Origin of the sequence: Streptomyces mayonensis, assembly GCF_018982965.1 — a bacterium.
Taxonomy (GTDB): domain Bacteria; phylum Actinomycetota; class Actinomycetes; order Streptomycetales; family Streptomycetaceae; genus Streptomyces; species Streptomyces mayonensis.
The window spans coordinates 33,801-50,485 of the sequence record NZ_JACBYP010000056.1 but is presented as its reverse complement, the minus strand read 5'-3'; the positions used below and the strand labels follow the sequence as shown (position 1 = coordinate 50,485).

Here is a 16,685-nt window from a genome sequence, read left to right as displayed (position 1 = left end):
GGCAACGAAAGCGCCCCCGGCAGCCCGACAGGGCCGCAGGGGGCGTCACTCAACCCGGCGCGGCTAGCGCAACCGCGGCGGTCAGCCCACCGCGGCGATCGAGCGGCCCGCCCACTCCGGAGCCGGCTCGGTGAGCTCCGTGAAGTGGTGCCGGACGGTGTCCGGGAACCCGGTGGCCCGGCCCGCCCGCTGGTCGACGTGGACCGCGAGCAGTTCCGTCGTCGCCACCGGGGCCGCGCCCGGCTCCGGCTCCGACCTCGGTTCGGACACCGTGTACATCTCGTGCACGAAGCGCGCCTTGCGTGCGGCCGCCCCCAACACGCGCGTACGGATGGCGAGATGGGCGCCCTCGGGTACGTCCTTGAGATAGCGGACGTGGGACTCGACGGTGTAGAGGGAGCAGCCGGTGGACTCGCGGTATCCGCCGTCCAGACCCGTCTCGATCATCAGCGCGTCCGTGGCGTGGCCGAAGACGAGGACGTAGAAGGCCTCGCTCATGTGGCCGTTGTAGTCGATCCACTCCGGGCGCACCGTGCTGTGGAACAGCGGGAGCCGCGTCATCGGGAGTCCTCCTCGCGGTCCAGGCGGCCGGTGGAGCGCAGCACGTCGACGACGCCCCGGTCGCGTTCGGCCACCAGGTCCGCGATGGAGCGTCCGTCGGCCGCCTCGTCGCAGCCCGCCACCACCGCGTCGTACAGCTGCTTGTCCAGTTCAGGTGCTTCCAGACGCGTCCACGGCGACTTCAGCGACGGGCCGAAGTGGTCCAGCATGTGCGCCATCCCGCCCTCGCCGCCCGCGAGTGCGAACGTCAGCATCGGGCCCATCACCGCCCAGCGCAGCCCGGGACCCTCGGTGATCGACAGGTCGATGTCCCGGACCGTCGCCTCGCCGTTCGCGACCATGTGCAGCGCCTCGCGCCACAGGGCCTCCTGGAGGCGGTTCGCGATGAAGCCGGGGACCTCGTTGTCCATCGTGATGACGGATTTGCCGGCGACCTCGTAGAAGCGCGAGGCCCAGGCGACCGCCGCCGCGTCGGTGTGTTCGCCGCCGACCACCTCGACGAGCGGGATGAGATAGGGCGGGTTGAACGGATGGCCGACGACCAGGCGCGACGGGTCCGCGGCCGTGGTCTGCATGTCGCTCATCGGATAGCCGGAGGTCGAGGAGGCGATGACGACGCCGGGCGGTGTCGCAGCGTCCAGCCGGGCCAGCAGATCACGCTTCAGGTCGAGCTTCTCTGGCGCGCTCTCCTGGACGAACTCGGCCTCGGAAACCGCCTGTTCGAGGGTGTCGGTCACGGTCAGCCGGTCGGTCGAAGCGCCCTCGGCCAGGCCGAGGGAGGTGAGCGTCGGCCACGCGGCGTCGACCAGGCGGCGCAGTTTGCGTCCGGCGTCGGGTGCCGGGTCCCAGGCCGTCACGTCGTAGCCGCGCGCCAGGAAGTGGGCGACCCAGCCGCCGCCGATGACGCCGGCGCCCACGCAGGCGACGCGGCGGACGTTCTCGGGTGAGGTCATGGGGGGTCCTTCATCGGGGGAGGGAGGGGAGGGAACGGGAGAGGAGAAGGGAATTACTGGCGCGGCTTGAGGCCGAGGGTGGCACGGGCCTCGTCCGGCGTCGCGACGCGTGCGCCGATCGACTCGGTGATGGCTACGGCCCGTTCGACGAGTTGGGCGTTGGTTGCCTTGTTGCCCTTGCCGAGATACAGGTTGTCCTCCAGGCCCACCCGGACGTGGCCACCGAGCAGGATCGACTGCGCGACCCACGGCATCTGCATCCGGCCGAGCGCGAAACTCGCCCAACGTGCGCCGTCCGGCAGCATGTTGACCATCGACTGAAGTACGCCGGGATCCGCGGGAGCGCCCCACGGGATGCCCATGCACAGCTGGAACACGGTCGGGTCGTCGAGCAGCCCCTCCGCGAGCAACTGCTTGGCGAACCAGAGCTGACCCGTGTCGAAGATCTCCAGCTCGGGCCGCACGCCCAGTTCCTGGATGCGCCGCGCGCCCGAGCGCAGCATGTCGGGCGTCGAGACGTAGAGGTTGGAGCCGTCACCGAAGTTGAGCGAACCGCAGTCCAGTGTGCAGATGTCGGGCAGCAGGTCCTCGACGTGCGGGAGGCGCTCCAGGCCGCTGACGAGGTCCGTGCCGGGCAGGTGGGTCAGCGGGTCGTCCGGGTCGATGACCAGGTCGCCGCCCATGCCGGCGGTGAGGTTGATGACGACGTCGGTGCCGGTCTCCTTGACGCGTTCGACGACCTCCCGGTACAGCTTCGGGTCGCGCGACGGGTCGCCGGTCTCCGGGTCCCGTACGTGGATGTGGACGACGGCGGCTCCGGCGGCGGCCGCCTCCACGGCGTTCCTGGCGATCTGCTCCGGGGTGACGGGGACGTGCGGGCTCTTGCGGACGGTGTCGCCGGCGCCGGTGAGCGCGCAGGTGATGATGACGTTCTCGGTCATGGGCATGCGGGGGCCTCCCGGGATCTTGCCGCTTCGACGTGACGGCGGAGCGGGTGCGGGGTGCGGGCGGGTGCGGGGTTGCTGTGGCTGTCGGGACGACTCGAGTGGCTGTGGTCGGCCGACCGGCTGTTGTGGCTGCCGGGGCCGACGTCCGTCGCCGGCGGGCTAGGGGATCAGGATCGTGTGGGTGACATGGGTGGTCAGCGCCGCGTGCATCGCGTCCGCGGCCGTGGCGGACGCCGGTTCGCCCACGGAGAGGACGTGCGTCGCCAGGCCGTCGATCAGTGCGGTCAGCGTCAGTGCCGCCGCCTGCGGATCCAGCCCGGCACGGAACACGCCCTGTCCGACGCCCCGGCGCACTACGTCGGCGACGGTCTCCCGCCACTGCCGGTAGTACTCGGAGTGCAGCCGGCCCACCGCCGTGGAGCGCGCGGCCTCGGCCCACAGATCGAGCCACACCGCCCACTGGCGGCGCTGCTGCGGGGTGCGCGGTGTCTGCAACTCGATGAGCTGGTGCAGCTCCGCCGCCGCGTCGTCCGCCTCGGCGAGCCGGGCGGCGCGGCGCGCGGTGTCCTCGTCCATGCACCAGCGCACGGCCGCCTCCAGGAGTTCGGCGCGACCCGGGAAGTGGTAGTGGATCGCGGCGCTGCTGGTGGCGCAGGCGCGGGCGATGTCGGCGACCCGCACCGCGTGGAAACCGTGCTCCGCGACCAGCCGGACCGTCTCGCGGACGATCTGCAGCGGTCGCCCGCCCGTCACCCCGGCGTCCGGGACCGCGGCCTCCTCGCGAGGCCGGGTGCCGAGCAGCCAGCCCGCGTCGACCCGGCCCTCGTCGGCGATCCGCGCCAACTCGGCGGCCGTGAAACGGCGGGTGCCGCTCAGCGAACGGGAGAGCTTGGACGGATCCATGACGACACGGCGCGCGAACTCGCGCTGGCTGACGCCCGCGTCCGCGATGACCTCGCGGACGCGGGCGGCGGTGTCGGCGGTCGGTGCGCCGTCGAGGACGTCGTCGGTTTCCACGGGCCACGACCCTAGACGCACGTTGCGGAAAACTCAACAGTATTGGAGGAGAGTAGTGAGAAAGTACTGGTGAAACGCCCTATTGAGATTCTGACCGGCGAGACAGTCAGGACTGCAACGCCCCTGGAGCGACCCGTCCCCTGCCGCCTCCTGTCGTCTTCGCTGTGCCCCGCAGTCGCCCATGCGCCGGAGCGCAGCGGTGTCCGGTTGTCGCCCGTCCGCGTTAAATGCGTGGACCCGGAACCTCGTCCGACGGGAAACTTCCTGCTTCCGAACCACCGGGAGTGTGATGGGGACCACAGAGAAGCAAGGGGCGGCGCCGGGCAGGGGCGCGGTCGTCCTGGCGCTGCGCCACTACGGCCGGGAACTGCTGCGACTACGACGGCTGGCCCTGCCCGCGCTGCTGCTGCCGGCCGTCGGCAACATCGGCATCCGCTACATCGGCCCGCTGCTGATCGCCAAACTGGCGGGCCGGGCCGCCGACGACGGCGGTCTCACCCTCGGCTCGGCCCTGCCGTACGTGCTGGGTTTCGGGGTGACGCTGCTGCTGGCCGAGGCCGTGTGGCGGGTGGGGCAGCACTGCCTGAACCGCGTGGACGCCTTCGGCATGGAGCACCTGTACGTGAGCGGCATGGACGAACTCCTCGCCAAGGACGCGGCGTTCTTCCACGACAACTTCGCCGGTTCCCTGACCAAACGGGTGCTCAGCTTCGGCAAGCGCTTCGAGGACTTCGTCGACACGATGACGTACCGGATCGTGGGCAGTCTCGTCCCCCTGGTCTTCGGGGCCGTGGTGCTCTGGAGCTACGAACCGATGCTCGTCGCGGGTCTGCTGGTGATGATCGCGCTGACCGTGGTGGCCGCGACACCGCTGATCCGCCGGCGGCAGCGGCTCGTCAACGACCGAGAGGCGGCGATCGCCCGGGTCTCCGGGCACGTCGCCGACAGCCTCATGAACATGGAGACCGTCCGGGCCTTCGCGGCCGAGCCCCGGGAGGCCGTCGAACACCGCGACCGGGTCGCGGAGTCCCGGAGGCTGACGCTCAGGTCGTGGGACTACGGCAACCTGCGTGTCGACGTCCTGATCGCTCCGATGTCCGTGCTGACCAACGTGCTGGGCCTGGTGGTCGCCGTCGCCTTCGGCGGGCCGGGACAGGGAGTGGAGGAGCTCGTCGTCGCCTTCACCTACTACGCCAACGCCACCCAGATCATGTTTGAGTTCAACCAGATCTACCGGCGGCTGGAAAGCTCGATGACCGAGGCCGCGCAGTTCACCGAGCTGCTGCTGGATCCGCCCACCGTGCTCGATCCGGCAGAGCCCGAACCCCTCGCGCCGCAGCACACCGGTATCGCGTTCGAGGGCGTGACCTTCGCCCACGCGGGAGCGGAGCCGATCTTCCGGAAACTCGACCTGGACGTGCCCGGCGGCGCCCGGATCGGTCTGGTCGGCAGGTCGGGGGGCGGCAAGACGACGCTCACCCGGCTACTGCTGCGGATGTCGGACCTCGATCGAGGACGCATCCTGATCGGCGGTCAGGACATCAGCCGGCTGCGCCAGGCGGACCTGCGCTCACTGATCGCCTACGTCCCGCAGGAACCCGCGATGTTCCACCGCAGCCTGCGGGACAACATCGGCTTCGCCCGCCCCGGCGCCACCGACGAGGAGATCCACGCGGCGGCCGAGGCCGCACACGTCACGGAGTTCGCCGGTCAACTCCCCGACGGCTTCGCCACCCTGGTGGGGGAGCGTGGAGTGAAACTCTCGGGCGGCCAGCGCCAGCGGGTAGCCCTCGCCCGCGCCATCCTGCGCGACGCGCCGATCCTGCTGCTCGACGAGGCGACGAGCGCACTGGACTCGGAGAGCGAAGTCCTCGTCCAGGACGCCCTGTGGCGGCTGATGGACGGACGCACGGCCCTGGTGGTCGCCCACCGCCTCAGCACCGTCGCCGGCATGGACCGCCTCGTCGTCCTCGACCGCGGCACCGTGGTCGAACAGGGCAGTCACGCGGAGCTGCTGGCCGCCGGCGGCGCCTACGCGAAGCTGTGGCAGCACCAGTCGGGCGGCTTCCTCGGCGAGAGCGCCGAGCCGGTGCCCGGCCACTCGGCCGCGGAGCCCCTCACGGGCGACCTGCCGCGACCGGCCGACCCCGCGCCCGACCCGTACCACGGCCCCGTCTCGCCCGCCCGCACGAGCGCCGGCTACGACAGCCCCTGACCCAAGTCCTTGTCGAGCTCCGTACGGAGGCCTCCGAGAGCGACCACGTCGTCGGGGCCTCCCGAGTGGGGGCCGCCGAGCCATGCGGTGTACTCGTCCACCTCGGTCAGCACCCACTCCAGATCGAAGAGACGCAGCCGGTCCTGGCGCGGCACCGAGCCGTACCGGTCCAGCCAGTCGCGGCCGACGGGCCAGAGGCCGGACACGTCGCGTTCGGCCGGGGCCAGCATGAGGCTCTCGGTGTCGACGAGTACCACGCGGCCGCCGGTGACCAGCTGGTTGTGCACCCCCGGTTCCCCGTGGGTCACCACGAACTCGTCCGGATCGACCGTGCGCGAGAGCGCGGCGTACTCCTCGTACCACCCCTCGACCCGGGAGCGGCGGTCCGCCGTCAGGGCTCGGGCCTCCTCGCCGAGCGGGCCGTCCGTCCAGGGCCGGTCGAGGAGGACCGCCAGGTCGTCGACGAAGGACGCGGGCACGCGCGGCGCCCACTCGGGCAGCGGCACCGGCCGGGCCGCGTGCAGCCGGGCCAGCAACTCGGCCTCGGCGCCGGGCGCCCCGGGCTCCCGCGCGTCCCCGAGCCACGGGGTGACGCTGACCGCGAGGCGGTGGGACTCGGCGGGCAGCGGAAGGGTGTAGGTGCCGGATCCCGCCACGGCGGGGACGTGCAGGAAGTCCAGCCCGGCGGCGTGCAGGGAAGCCGCGCCGGCGTACGCCGACTCCAGCGACTTCGCGTCGTGCCGACGGCCCAGCTCGTCGACGGTGACGAACCACCGTGCCTCGCCGCCCGCGGTGGCACGCCAGTGGTGCGCCCCGAACCCGACCGGCTGGTGGTCGAGCGCGTCCACGTCCGGGTCCCAGTGCGCGCGCACGAGTGCGAGCAGTTCGCTCTCGTCCACATGGGCCGGTCGGTCCTGCATGTCTGACTCCTCGGTTCCCGCGTACCGACACTCCGCGGTCCCGATCGTCACCAGCGGACTCCCCGGGGTCAACTCCAATAACCGTGAGGCGCGCCTCTCCGCGCGCCTCCTTCGGACCGCTGCTGTTTCCCGAAGACGGGGGAGGGGGCGCCGAAGGCGGCGTGGGACGGGTCGCCGTCAAGACTGTTGACTCATGCATGCATCCCCTGCATCCTATAGGAAATAGGAAAGGCGGAGTCACTTGTACAGTGCAGACACCTGGCCGATCGCCGCGGCCCTGCTCCAGTTCCCCCACAACCTCCCCGACGGCCGCACCACGCACGACCAGACCGCCGAGGAGTGGGCCCGGACCCTGCGCGAGGTCGCCCACGCCGGCTTCTCCGAGGTGGACCTGACCGACAGTTGGGTACGGCCAGGCGACCTGGACGGCGGCCGGCTGGAGGAGCTCAAGCAAGCCGTCGTGGCGGCCGGTCTCGTCGCACCGGCCATCTCGGCGATCCGCCGCAGCGTCATCGACCCGGCCGACGGCGACGGCAACCTGGCCTACTCGCACCGCACCGTCGACGCGGCAGCCGCCCTCGGCGTGCCGGTGGTCTCCTTCGGACTGCACCGGCCGCTCAGCCCGGAGCAGCAGCGGGTGCTGTGGTTCTGGACCGTGCCCGGCCCGAAGGACCCGGAGGGCGACCGCGACACCTGGCAGAAGGCGGTCTCGCGGCTGCGCGAACTGGCCGATCACGCCGCCGGGGTGAACGTCTCCCTGACCCTGGAGATGTACGAGGACACCTACCTCGGCACCGCCGACTCGGCCGTCGCGCTGCTCACGGACATCGACCGGGACAACGTCGGCCTCAACCCCGACCTGGGCAACCTGCTCCGCATGCAGCGGCCCGTCGAGTCGTGGGAGTCGATGGTCGAGAAGACCCTGCCGCACGCCAACTACTGGCACGTCAAGAACTACTACCGCAGCGAGGACCCGGCGGACGGAACGGTCCTCACCACGCCCGCGCCGCTGGAGTCGGGCTTCATGAACTACCGCAAGGCCGTGCGGTTCGCCCTGGAGCACGGCTTCACCGGCGCGTTCTGCGTGGAGCACTACGGCGGCGACGGCCTGAGCGTCTCGGCCGCCAACCGGGACTACCTGCGGCGGGTCCTGGCAGCCGCGGCCGTCTGACCGACAGCACGGCCGGCCGCGTCCGCTCGGCCGTGCCCGCCACGGCCCGCCCGCTCACGGCCGCGTCCGCCGCCGGACGGGCGCGCGCCGCACCCCCTGGCCCCTCACGCACCACGTCCGCCCGCCGGCGGATGCCCACGACGAAGTGGAGACCTTTCGATGACACAGCTGTTCGGCGACCCTGAGCAGTTCGGCGAGGAGGCGCTGCGCGGCTTCGCCGCCGCCCACCCCGGCCACGTCACCCCGGTCGACGGCGGTGTCGTCCGCAGTGGCCCGCTCGACGACGGCCGGGTGGCCGTCGTGGTGGGAGGAGGCTGCGGACACTACCCGGCGTTCCACGGGCTGGTGGGCCCCGGCCTGGCCGCGGGCGCGGTGGTGGGCAACGTGTTCACCTCGCCCTCGGCCCGACAGGCCGAGACGGTGGCGCGGGCCGCGGAGCGCGGCGGCGGCGTCCTGTTCGGCTTCGGCAACTACGCCGGTGACCGGCTCAACTTCGGCATGGCGCAGGAACGGCTGAGAGCCGCCGGGCTCGACGTACGGACCGTCGTCGTCACCGACGACGTGGCCAGCGCCCCGGCCGGACGGCGCCACGAACGCCGGGGCATCGCCGGCGACTTCACCGTCTTCAAGGTGGCCGGCGCGGCGGCCGAGGAAGGGCTCGATCTGGACGGTGTGGAGGAGGCCGCCCGGCGCGCCAACGACCGCACCTTCTCCTTCGGTGTCGCCCTCTCCGGCTGCACCCTTCCGGGCGCCGACCGGCCCCTGTTCACCGTCCCGGACGGCATGATGGCGGTCGGCCTGGGCATCCACGGCGAGCCGGGCATCGAGGACCGCCCGCGGACCGACGCCGCCACGCTGGCCCGCACCCTCGTCACCCGGCTGCTGGAAGAACGTCCCGCGGGGTCCGCGGGCCGGGTCGCCGCGATACTCAACGGCCTGGGCGCCACCAAGTACGAGGAGCTGTACCTGCTGTGGGGCCACGTCGATGCGGAACTGCGCGCGGCCGGTCTCACCGTCGTACGGCCCGAAGTGGGCGAACTGGTGACCAGCCTCGACATGGCCGCCGTATCCCTCACCCTGACCTGGCTGGACGAGGACCTGGAACGCTGGTGGTGCGCCTCGTGCGACGCCCCCGGCTACCGGCGCAACCCCGCCCTTCCCGCCGCGGCGCCGCGTGTGGTGGAGGCCGCCGCCGTGACCGGTGCGGGAGCCGCCCCGCCGCCCGCGGACGAGGCCTCCCGCCGGGCGGCCGCAACGGTGCTGCAGAACCTGCGCGCCGTGCAGCGGGCACTGCACGACAACGCCGACAGCCTGGGCCGCATCGACGCGGTCGCCGGTGACGGCGCCCACGGCCGGGGCATGTGCAAGGGCATCGACGCCGCCGTCCGGGCGGCCGGCCTCGTCGCGGAGCGCGGCGGCGGCGCCGCCACGGTCCTCACCGCCGGGGCGGACGCCTGGGCCGACGAGGCGGGCGGCACGTCGGGGGTGCTGTGGGGCGTGGGCCTGCGGGCCCTGGCCGAGGCGCTCGGCGACACCGGCGCGGTCGACGGCGAGACCGTGGCCGCCGGGGTGCGTGGAGCACTGGACGCGGTGACCCGCCTGGGCGGTGCCCGGCCCGGCGACAAGACCCTCGTCGACGCTCTCGGCCCGCTGGCCGAGCAACTCGGTGCCGGGGTGGCCGAGGGCCTCCCCCTGGGCGAGGCGTCCCGGCGCGCAGCCGGGGCCGCCACCCGCGCCGCCGAGGCGACCGCGTCCCTGCGTCCGCGCACCGGCCGGGCGGCACCCCTCGCCGAGCGCAGCCTCGGAACCCCGGACGCCGGCGCGACCTCCCTCGCACTGTGCGCCCGTACGGCCGCCGGCGTCTGACGGCGGGCAACGCCCACCGCGGCCCACGTCCTGGACGACCGCACCGGCCGGGGACGCGTACCGGCAGTCACCCGTCGCCGCGCTCACGCGGGCGACGCCCTCGCCCCTCGCGTCCCTCCCTCACTCACTCCCCGTTCCCCACCCGACCTGCCACCGGAAAGGAAGTGCGACCACCATGACGGACACCTCCGCGGCCTCCGACGGACTGCGTGTCGTCGTCGGCTGCGACGACGCCGGCTTCGCCTACAAGGAGACCCTCAAGGCCGACCTCGAGAACGATCCCCGGGTCGCGGCCGTCACCGACGTCGGTGTCGGCGCGGACGAGCACACCGCCTACCCGCACATCGGTGTGGCGGCGGCACGCCTGATCGCGGCCGGACAGGCCGACCGGGCCCTCCTGGTGTGCGGCACCGGCCTGGGCGTGGCCATCAGCGCCAACAAGGTGCCCGGTGTCCGGGCCGTCACGGCGCACGACAGCTTCTCCGTGGAGCGGTCGGTGCTGAGCAACAACGCCCAGGTGCTGACCATGGGGCAGCGGGTCATCGGTCTGGAGCTCGCCCGCCGGCTGGCCCGCGAGTGGCTCGGCTACCGCTTCGACCCCGCCTCGCCCTCCGGCGAGAAGGTCGCGGCCCTGGACACCTACGACCGCGGCGACACCGCGGACCGTGCCGCCTCCCGCGAGGCCGACGCCTCTCGCTGACCTCGCTCGGCCGGGACCGCCGACCGCGACCCGTCCTCGCCCGTCCTCTCCCTGGCCTCCGCGCAGGACGGCGGCTGGACCGGACACGACACCCTGCTGCTCGCCATGGTCGGGGTCGCCATCGTCGTGATCGTCACGCTGATCAGCGTGCTCGACTTCCACCCCTTCGTCGCGCTCATCGCCGGCTCGCTGGTGCTCGGCATCGGAGCCGGCATGGGCCTCGACAAGGTGGTCGAAGCCTTCGGCGACGGCATGGGCAGCACTCTCGGAAGTACCGGTGCGCTCATCGCACTCGGGGCCGTCCTCGGCAAACTCCTCGCCGATTCCGGCGCGGTGAACAGTATCGTCGACAGGTTCACCGCCCGCTCGGGCGCCCGCTCGCTGCCCTGGCGCATGGCGCTCATCGCCGTCGTCATCGGGTTGCCGATGTTCTTCGAGGTCGGACTGGTCCTGCTGGTCCCGCTCATCGTCGTGATGTCCCGGCGCACCGCCACCCCGCTGGTCCGCCTCGCCGTTCCGGCCCTCGCCGGCCTCGGTGCCCTGCACGCCTTCGTGCCGCCGCACCCCGGCCCGCTCGTCGCGGTGGACGCCCTGCACGCCGACGTCGGCACCACGCTCGGACTCGGCCTGATAGCGGCGGTCCCGGCAGTGATCATCGCCGGGCCGCTCTACGGCAACTACATCGCCAAGCGGGTCCACTCGGAGCCGCCCGCGGCGCTGGTGGAGTCGCTCGTGGTGGACGAGGAGAACAGCGACGGCCGCCGTACCCCGTCGTTCACCGTCTCCCTGCTCACCATCGCGCTCCCGGTGGTGCTGATGATCGCCAAGTCGGTGGTGGACATAGCCTTCCCCGGCGACGCCTGGTACAACACGGTCCTGGACTTCCTGGGCAACCCGCTGGTGGCCATGTTCCTCGCCGTCCTCGTCGCCATGACCACCTTCGGTTACGCGCTGGGCACCAGCAGGGCCGAGGTCCGCTCCATCGTCTCCTCCGGTCTGCCGCCGGTGGCGGGCATCCTGCTCATCGTCGGGGCCGGTGGCGGTTTCAAGCAGCTGATCGTCGACTCGGGAGTCGCCGACGCCATCGGCAAGGGAGCCGCCGAGGCGAACATCCCCCTGCTGGTCCTCGGCTGGCTGGTGGCCGTACTCATCCGCCTCGCCACCGGCTCGGCGACGGTGGCCACCACCGCGGCCGCGGGCATCATCGCCCCCATGGCCGCCGGTACCGGACAGGTCGAGGCGAGCCTGCTGGCCCTGGCCGTGGGCGCCGGCTCCCTGTTCTTCTCGCACGTCAACGACGCGGGCTTCTGGCTCTCGAAGGAGTACTTCGGCATGTCGGTCGCCCAGAACGTCAAGACCTGGTCCGTCCTGTCCACCCTCGTCGCCGTGGTCGGCCTGGCGATGGCACTGCTGATGCACGCCGTCCTCGTCTGACGACCGCACCGGGCCGTGACCCGAACGGCCCACAGGTCCACCGGCCCACACCGGCCCACGCCGGTCCGCACCGGCCCCCTCCGGCCCACACCGGTTCTCCGGTACCACCGGGAGCCGGACGGGCCCACCGCCCGCACACACCGAGACCCGAAGGAACACACCGTGTCCGAGCCGCACACCAACGCCCCCGCAACCGCCGTACTCGGCCTGGGCGCGATGGGCCTGCCCATGGCGACCCGTCTGGCCGGGGCCTTTCCGGTCCGCGCCTTCGACATCTCCGGACCGCGGCGCGACCTGGCCGCCGAGGCGGGCGCCGTCCCGGCCACCGACCCCGCCGAGGCGGTCGACGGCGCGGACGTCGTCGTGGTCGCCGTCCGCGACCAGGCCCAGCTGAACGCCTGTCTGTTCGGCGACGGCGACGGTTCCACGGGGGCCTGCAGCAGACTGCGACGGAACTCCGTGGTCGTCGTCACCAGCACCGTCGGCGTCGACGCCGTCAAGTCCGCCGCCGCGCGCCTGGCCGAACAGGAAGTCCTGCTCGTCGACGCCCCCGTCAGCGGCGGCGCGGTCCGGGCCGGAACCGGTGAACTGCTCATCATGGTGGGGGCGGACGAAGCCGCGCTGGCCGTCTCCCGCCCGGTCCTGGACCGGCTGGCCACCACCGTCCACGTCGTGGGCGGCCACGTGGGCGACGGACAGATCATGAAGACCGTGAACCAACTGCTGTGCGGCATCCACACCGCCGCCGCGGCCGAGTCCCTGGCCCTCGCGCACTCCCTGGGCATCGACGCCGACGCCGCGGTGGAGGTGCTCGGCCAGGGCGCCGCCGCCTCGTTCATGCTGGCCGACCGCGGCCCGCGGATGGCGCAGCAGTACCGCCGCGCCGCCGACGGTTCGGGCGGGCCGGAGCTGCGGTCGCGGCTGGACATCATCCGCAAGGACATGCACCTGGTGGTGGAACTGGCCAAGCAGGCCGGGGTGTCGACACCGGTGGCGGCCGCGGCCGACCAGCTCTACCAGCTGGCGATGGCGCAGGGCCTGGCCGCCGAGGACGACTCGGCCCTGGTCACCCTGCTCTTCCCGCACACCGGGACCTGATGCGGGCCGCGCGGTGTCCGGCCCGGGCTGCGCGACAGGGCCTCCCGCCCGGGCCGCTAACCTGGGATCCGCCACGGTGAGGCGCGAGGAACGGCGCCCGGCAGAACGGAGGGCAACTACATGGGCGGCACCGTTAGGCGGACGGTCGGCGGACCGGTACGCACCGCACTGATGGACGAGGCCTACGAAGCCCTGCTGTCGCTGATCCTCGACGAGGGCCTCGCCCCCGGCACGCCGCTGCGCATCGACACCATCGCCCGCGAGTGGGACGTCTCGGCCACTCCGCTGCGCGAGGCCCTGGCGAAGCTGGAGCACACCGGCCTCGTCCGCCGCGTCCCGCTCAAGGGCTACACGGTCGCGCCGATGCTCACCGACGAGGAATTCTCGCAGCTGATGGCCGCCCGCCTGCTCATCGAGCCCTACAACGCCCGGCACGCCTGCGAGCGGGACGCAGCGGGCACCACGCAGTCGCTCCAGGAATGGCACGCGCGCATGACACAGGCCGCCGTGCAACGAGACAACGACGATTTCCGGGCCTATCTCCAGGCGGATTCCGCATTCCATGACGTCATCGCCAAGAAATGCGGAAACCGTTTCCTGTGCGATGCCATCGATCCGCTCGGAGCGCATGTGCAGCGCTTTCGGAGATTTCACGGGACACGGGTGACGGACACGGAAATCGCCCTGGCCGAACACCAGGCGATTCTGGACGCGTTCGACGTCGGGGATCCGGAGCAGTGCGAGACGGCCATGCGCGCACATCTGCAGGGGGTGGCGGACCGCGCGGCACGGTCCTGAGCCGCTCCTGACCCTCCCGCCTGCCGCCCCCGCCCGCCGTACGGCGACGCGGGCCGGCGTCGACGCCTGCCCGCCTTCCGGGCGATTTCCGTACTGCCGCTGCGATTTCCTGCGCCTGAGGGCGGCGGGAAATATTCGAATAATTTCCGTCGGACGGTTGACCGGCCCGATAAATGGCTCATAAATTGAAGTCATCTTCTGGCCGGAAGAGAGCACCACTGTCATGCTCGCCGCCCCGGCATTCTTTCCCTCCGCGGGACTCCCGCGGGAACTCCACGGGCGCGGTGAACTCCGTCCATTCCACGGAACAAGGTGTGCAAGGTATGCGCAGAACGCAGAATTCGCGGACCGGCCGGCGCGGCAGGACCGCCACCGCCCTCACCGGTCTGCTCGTCCTCGGCGCGACGGCCCTCGGCTCCGGCACGGCGCAGGCCGCGGACCGGACCGCCATCACGGTCAATCCTCATCAGCGGTACCAGGTCGTCGACGGGTTCGGTTTCTCCGAGGCCTTCCAACGCGCCCGCCAGATTCAGGACCTCCCCTCCGAGAGCCGGCAACAGGTCCTCGACCTGCTCTTCAGCGACGACAAGGGCGCCGGCCTCACCGTCCTCCGCAACGGCATCGGCTCCTCGCCCACGGACGAGCGGGACTGGATGAAGTCGATCGCGCCCGAGAGCCCGGGCGCCCCCGACGCCGCCCCGCACTACGTCTGGGACGGCGACGACAACGGGCAGGTGTGGCTCACCAAGCAGGCGCAGAAGTACGGCGTGCAGAACATCTACGCCGACGCCTGGAGCGCACCGGGCTACATGAAGACCAACGGCGAGGACAGCAACGGCGGCGAGCTGTGCGGCGTGCGCGGCACGGACTGCGCGTCCGGCGACTGGCGCACCGCGTACGCCAAGTACCTCGTGCAGTACCTGAGGTTCTACCAGCAGGAGGGAATCGACGTCACCCACGTCGGATTCACCAACGAACCGGACCTGACCACCGAGTACGCCAGCATGCGCTCCGACGGCTACCAGGCCGCGGACTTCCTGAAGGTGTTCGGTCCGCTGCTGGGGAAGTCGGACCTGGACACGAAGATCGCGTTCGGGGAGGCCACCGGCTGGCGCGACCAGGAGGAGATGCTCCAGGAGATGAAGTCGGTGCCCGGCGCCGCCCGGTACGTCGACACCGTCGTCGGTCACGGCTACCAGGACGCGCCGTCCTCTCCGCTGAGCACGGACAAGCCCACCTGGCAGACGGAGTGGGCCGACCTCGACGGCGACTGGAACAACCACTGGGACGCCATCGGCAAGGCGGGCGAGGGCCTGGAGTGGGCGAACAAGATCCAGGACTCGTTCACCGAGGGAGGCGTCAGCGCGTTCCTGTACTGGATCGGCGCGGAGAACACCGACAGCAACAGTGCGCTGATCCAGCTGAAGGACGGCGAGGTCGACGCCTCGGCGCGCCTGTGGGCCATGGCCCAGTTCAGCCGCTTCGTGAAGCCGGGCGCCCACCGGGTCGCGGCTGAGAGCCCCAACTCGCTGCTGGGCGTGAGCGCGTTCGAGAACAAGGACGGTTCCGTCGCCGTCCAGGTGATCAACAACGGCCACCAGAACGCGTCCACCGACCTCGCGCTGCCCGGTGTGAACGGGGTCTCCGTCAAGCGCTACCTGACCAACGAGGAGCACGACCTGAGCGCACTGAGCCCCGTGCGCGGTGCCCGCGGTCACCTGACCGCGGACGTCCCCGCCCGCTCCATGGTCTCCTTCGTCCTCCCGGCGAAGGGCTGACCCGCCACCTCCCTCCCCGTGGACGGACGCCCCGGCCCGAACGGTCCGGGGCGTCCGTCCACGGTTGACCTTCATGCTGCTTGAAGGCCGAGGATGACGGCGTGCCGAACACAAACGCCGAACTGATGCCGATCGGGGTCTTCGCCCGGTGTACCGGGCTGACCGCGAGCGCCCTGCGCTTCTACGCCGACTCCGGTCTGCTGCCGCCCGCCGAGGTCGACCCGGGCTCCGGATACCGCTACTACGGTGCGGACCAGGTGGAACGGGCCACCGCGCTGCGCGGGCTCCGCGAACTCGCCATGCCCCTCACCGCGGTCGAAGCGGTGCTCGGCGCCGGAGCGGGGGACGCCGCCCGGCTGATCGACGAGCACGTCGCGAAGGTCCTCGGGGACGCGGAGGCGGTGCGGGAGAAGGCCGCATCGGTCAAGTCGTCGCTCACCCACGAGCCGAGCGTCCCGGTCGCCGTGCTCAGGGGGCCCGTTCTGGCCGACGCGATCGAGCAGGTCCTGACCGCGGCCGTGCGCGAGCCGGGCATGCCGGTACTCGGCGCGCTGCGTGTCGAGGCGACGACGGAAGCGGTCACCCTGACCGCGACGGACCGCTACCGTCTGGCGACCCGGACCCTGGTCCCGGTGGAGGCCGCGGCCGCTTCCTGGGCCGCCACGGTCGACGGCGACGAACTGCGGGCCGCCGCCGGGGAGATCCGCCGCAGCGCGGCGGTGCGGATCGAGGCGACGCCGCACGCATGCCTGCTGCGCACGGCGGACCGGGGAGACCTGCACTGCCGGCTGCTGGCGGACGAGTATCCCGACCACCGGTCGATGCTCGCGGCGCTGCCCGGGCCCACGACCCGGGCGGCCGTCTCCAAGGACCTGCTCCTGAGGGTCCTGGAAGACCGGCTGGGCGAGCGGATCACGCTGCGGATCACCCGGGACGGCCTGACGGTTCCGGCGGCGGAGGTCGATCGTACGGGCGCCACGGGCGCGCCGCTCCCGGCTGCCACGACGCTCACGGCCACCACGACGGGGCGGGACCTCGAGATCTCCTTCGAGCCGACCACCCTCTACCCGGCCGTCAGCACCGCCGTCGGCCCCGACGTGCTGCTCGACCTGCGTGGGCCCGGCCGGCCCGTCACGATCCGCTCCGCCGACCGCGGTGACCTCACCACCCTGGTCATGCCCGTCGCACCCGACCACCCCGCCTGAGCGGAACCGGCAGAGGACCCAC

General features: G+C 72.1%; 14 protein-coding genes. 9 read left to right on the top strand and 5 right to left on the bottom strand.

All coding sequences use genetic code 11. From position 1 onward, the window contains the following. Positions 1–81 precede the first annotated feature (81 nt). The 4 genes from HZS56_RS21270 to HZS56_RS21255 form a co-directional block, all read right to left on the bottom strand. Positions 82–561, bottom strand: a complete 480-nt coding sequence (locus HZS56_RS21270) for a thioesterase family protein (protein ID WP_216722340.1) — start codon at positions 559–561, stop codon at positions 82–84. Then, positions 558–1,514 carry a 3-hydroxyacyl-CoA dehydrogenase NAD-binding domain-containing protein gene (locus HZS56_RS21265; RefSeq protein WP_216722339.1) on the bottom strand — a complete coding sequence of 319 codons (957 nt, stop codon included), beginning with the start codon at positions 1,512–1,514 and terminating at the stop codon, positions 558–560. Before HZS56_RS21265 ends, HZS56_RS21270 begins: the two co-directional genes overlap by 4 nt. A gap of 53 nt (positions 1,515–1,567) precedes the next feature. Beyond that, positions 1,568–2,461, bottom strand: coding sequence for a beta-keto acid cleavage family enzyme (locus HZS56_RS21260; protein ID WP_216722338.1), 894 nt, complete (start codon positions 2,459–2,461; stop codon positions 1,568–1,570). A gap of 159 nt (positions 2,462–2,620) precedes the next feature. Next, the gene (locus HZS56_RS21255) at positions 2,621–3,478 is read right to left on the bottom strand and encodes a TetR/AcrR family transcriptional regulator (RefSeq protein WP_216722337.1); all 858 of its coding nucleotides are present in this window, start codon (positions 3,476–3,478) and stop codon (positions 2,621–2,623) included. 289 nt (positions 3,479–3,767) lie between these two features. Here HZS56_RS21255 and HZS56_RS21250 point away from each other — a divergent pair, with 289 nt between their 5' ends. Beyond that, a complete protein-coding gene (locus HZS56_RS21250) occupies positions 3,768–5,693 on the top strand; it encodes an ABC transporter ATP-binding protein (RefSeq protein ID WP_253914597.1) in 1,926 nt (641 codons plus the stop codon). Here HZS56_RS21250 and HZS56_RS21245 read toward each other — a convergent pair. After that, positions 5,678–6,613, bottom strand: a complete 936-nt coding sequence (locus HZS56_RS21245; protein ID WP_216722336.1) for an aminoglycoside phosphotransferase family protein — start codon at positions 6,611–6,613, stop codon at positions 5,678–5,680. The two genes, HZS56_RS21250 and HZS56_RS21245, sit on opposite strands and share 16 nt — an antisense overlap. A 241-nt stretch (positions 6,614–6,854) precedes the next feature. On the opposite strand from HZS56_RS21245, the gene HZS56_RS21240 reads away from it, so the two are divergent. The 8 genes from HZS56_RS21240 to HZS56_RS21205 all read left to right on the top strand — a co-directional run bounded on the left by HZS56_RS21240 (position 6,855) and on the right by HZS56_RS21205 (position 16,663). Then, positions 6,855–7,784: a sugar phosphate isomerase/epimerase family protein gene (locus tag HZS56_RS21240; RefSeq protein ID WP_216722335.1), complete on the top strand. Its 930-nt coding sequence runs from the start codon at positions 6,855–6,857 to the stop codon at positions 7,782–7,784. A gap of 159 nt (positions 7,785–7,943) precedes the next feature. Then, entirely contained in the window at positions 7,944–9,650 is a 1,707-nt protein-coding gene (locus HZS56_RS21235) for a dihydroxyacetone kinase family protein (protein WP_216722334.1), read from the top strand. Positions 9,651–9,825: 175 nt separating this feature from the next. Then, positions 9,826–10,350 carry a ribose-5-phosphate isomerase gene (locus HZS56_RS21230; protein WP_216722333.1) on the top strand — a complete coding sequence of 175 codons (525 nt, stop codon included), beginning with the start codon at positions 9,826–9,828 and terminating at the stop codon, positions 10,348–10,350. 105 nt (positions 10,351–10,455) lie between these two features. After that, positions 10,456–11,784, top strand: a complete 1,329-nt coding sequence (locus HZS56_RS21225) for a GntT/GntP/DsdX family permease (RefSeq protein WP_216722332.1) — start codon at positions 10,456–10,458, stop codon at positions 11,782–11,784. Between the two features lie 162 nt (positions 11,785–11,946). Beyond that, positions 11,947–12,882, top strand: a complete 936-nt coding sequence (locus HZS56_RS21220) for an NAD(P)-dependent oxidoreductase (RefSeq protein ID WP_308408116.1) — start codon at positions 11,947–11,949, stop codon at positions 12,880–12,882. A 171-nt stretch (positions 12,883–13,053) separates the two neighbouring features. Beyond that, positions 13,054–13,680, top strand: coding sequence for a GntR family transcriptional regulator (locus tag HZS56_RS21215; protein WP_216722331.1), 627 nt, complete (start codon positions 13,054–13,056; stop codon positions 13,678–13,680). 323 nt (positions 13,681–14,003) lie between these two features. Then, entirely contained in the window at positions 14,004–15,458 is a 1,455-nt protein-coding gene (locus tag HZS56_RS21210; protein ID WP_216722330.1) for a glycoside hydrolase family 30 protein, read from the top strand. Positions 15,459–15,583: 125 nt separating this feature from the next. After that, a complete protein-coding gene (locus tag HZS56_RS21205; RefSeq protein ID WP_216722343.1) occupies positions 15,584–16,663 on the top strand; it encodes a DNA polymerase III subunit beta family protein in 1,080 nt (359 codons plus the stop codon). Positions 16,664–16,685: the final 22 nt, after the last annotated feature.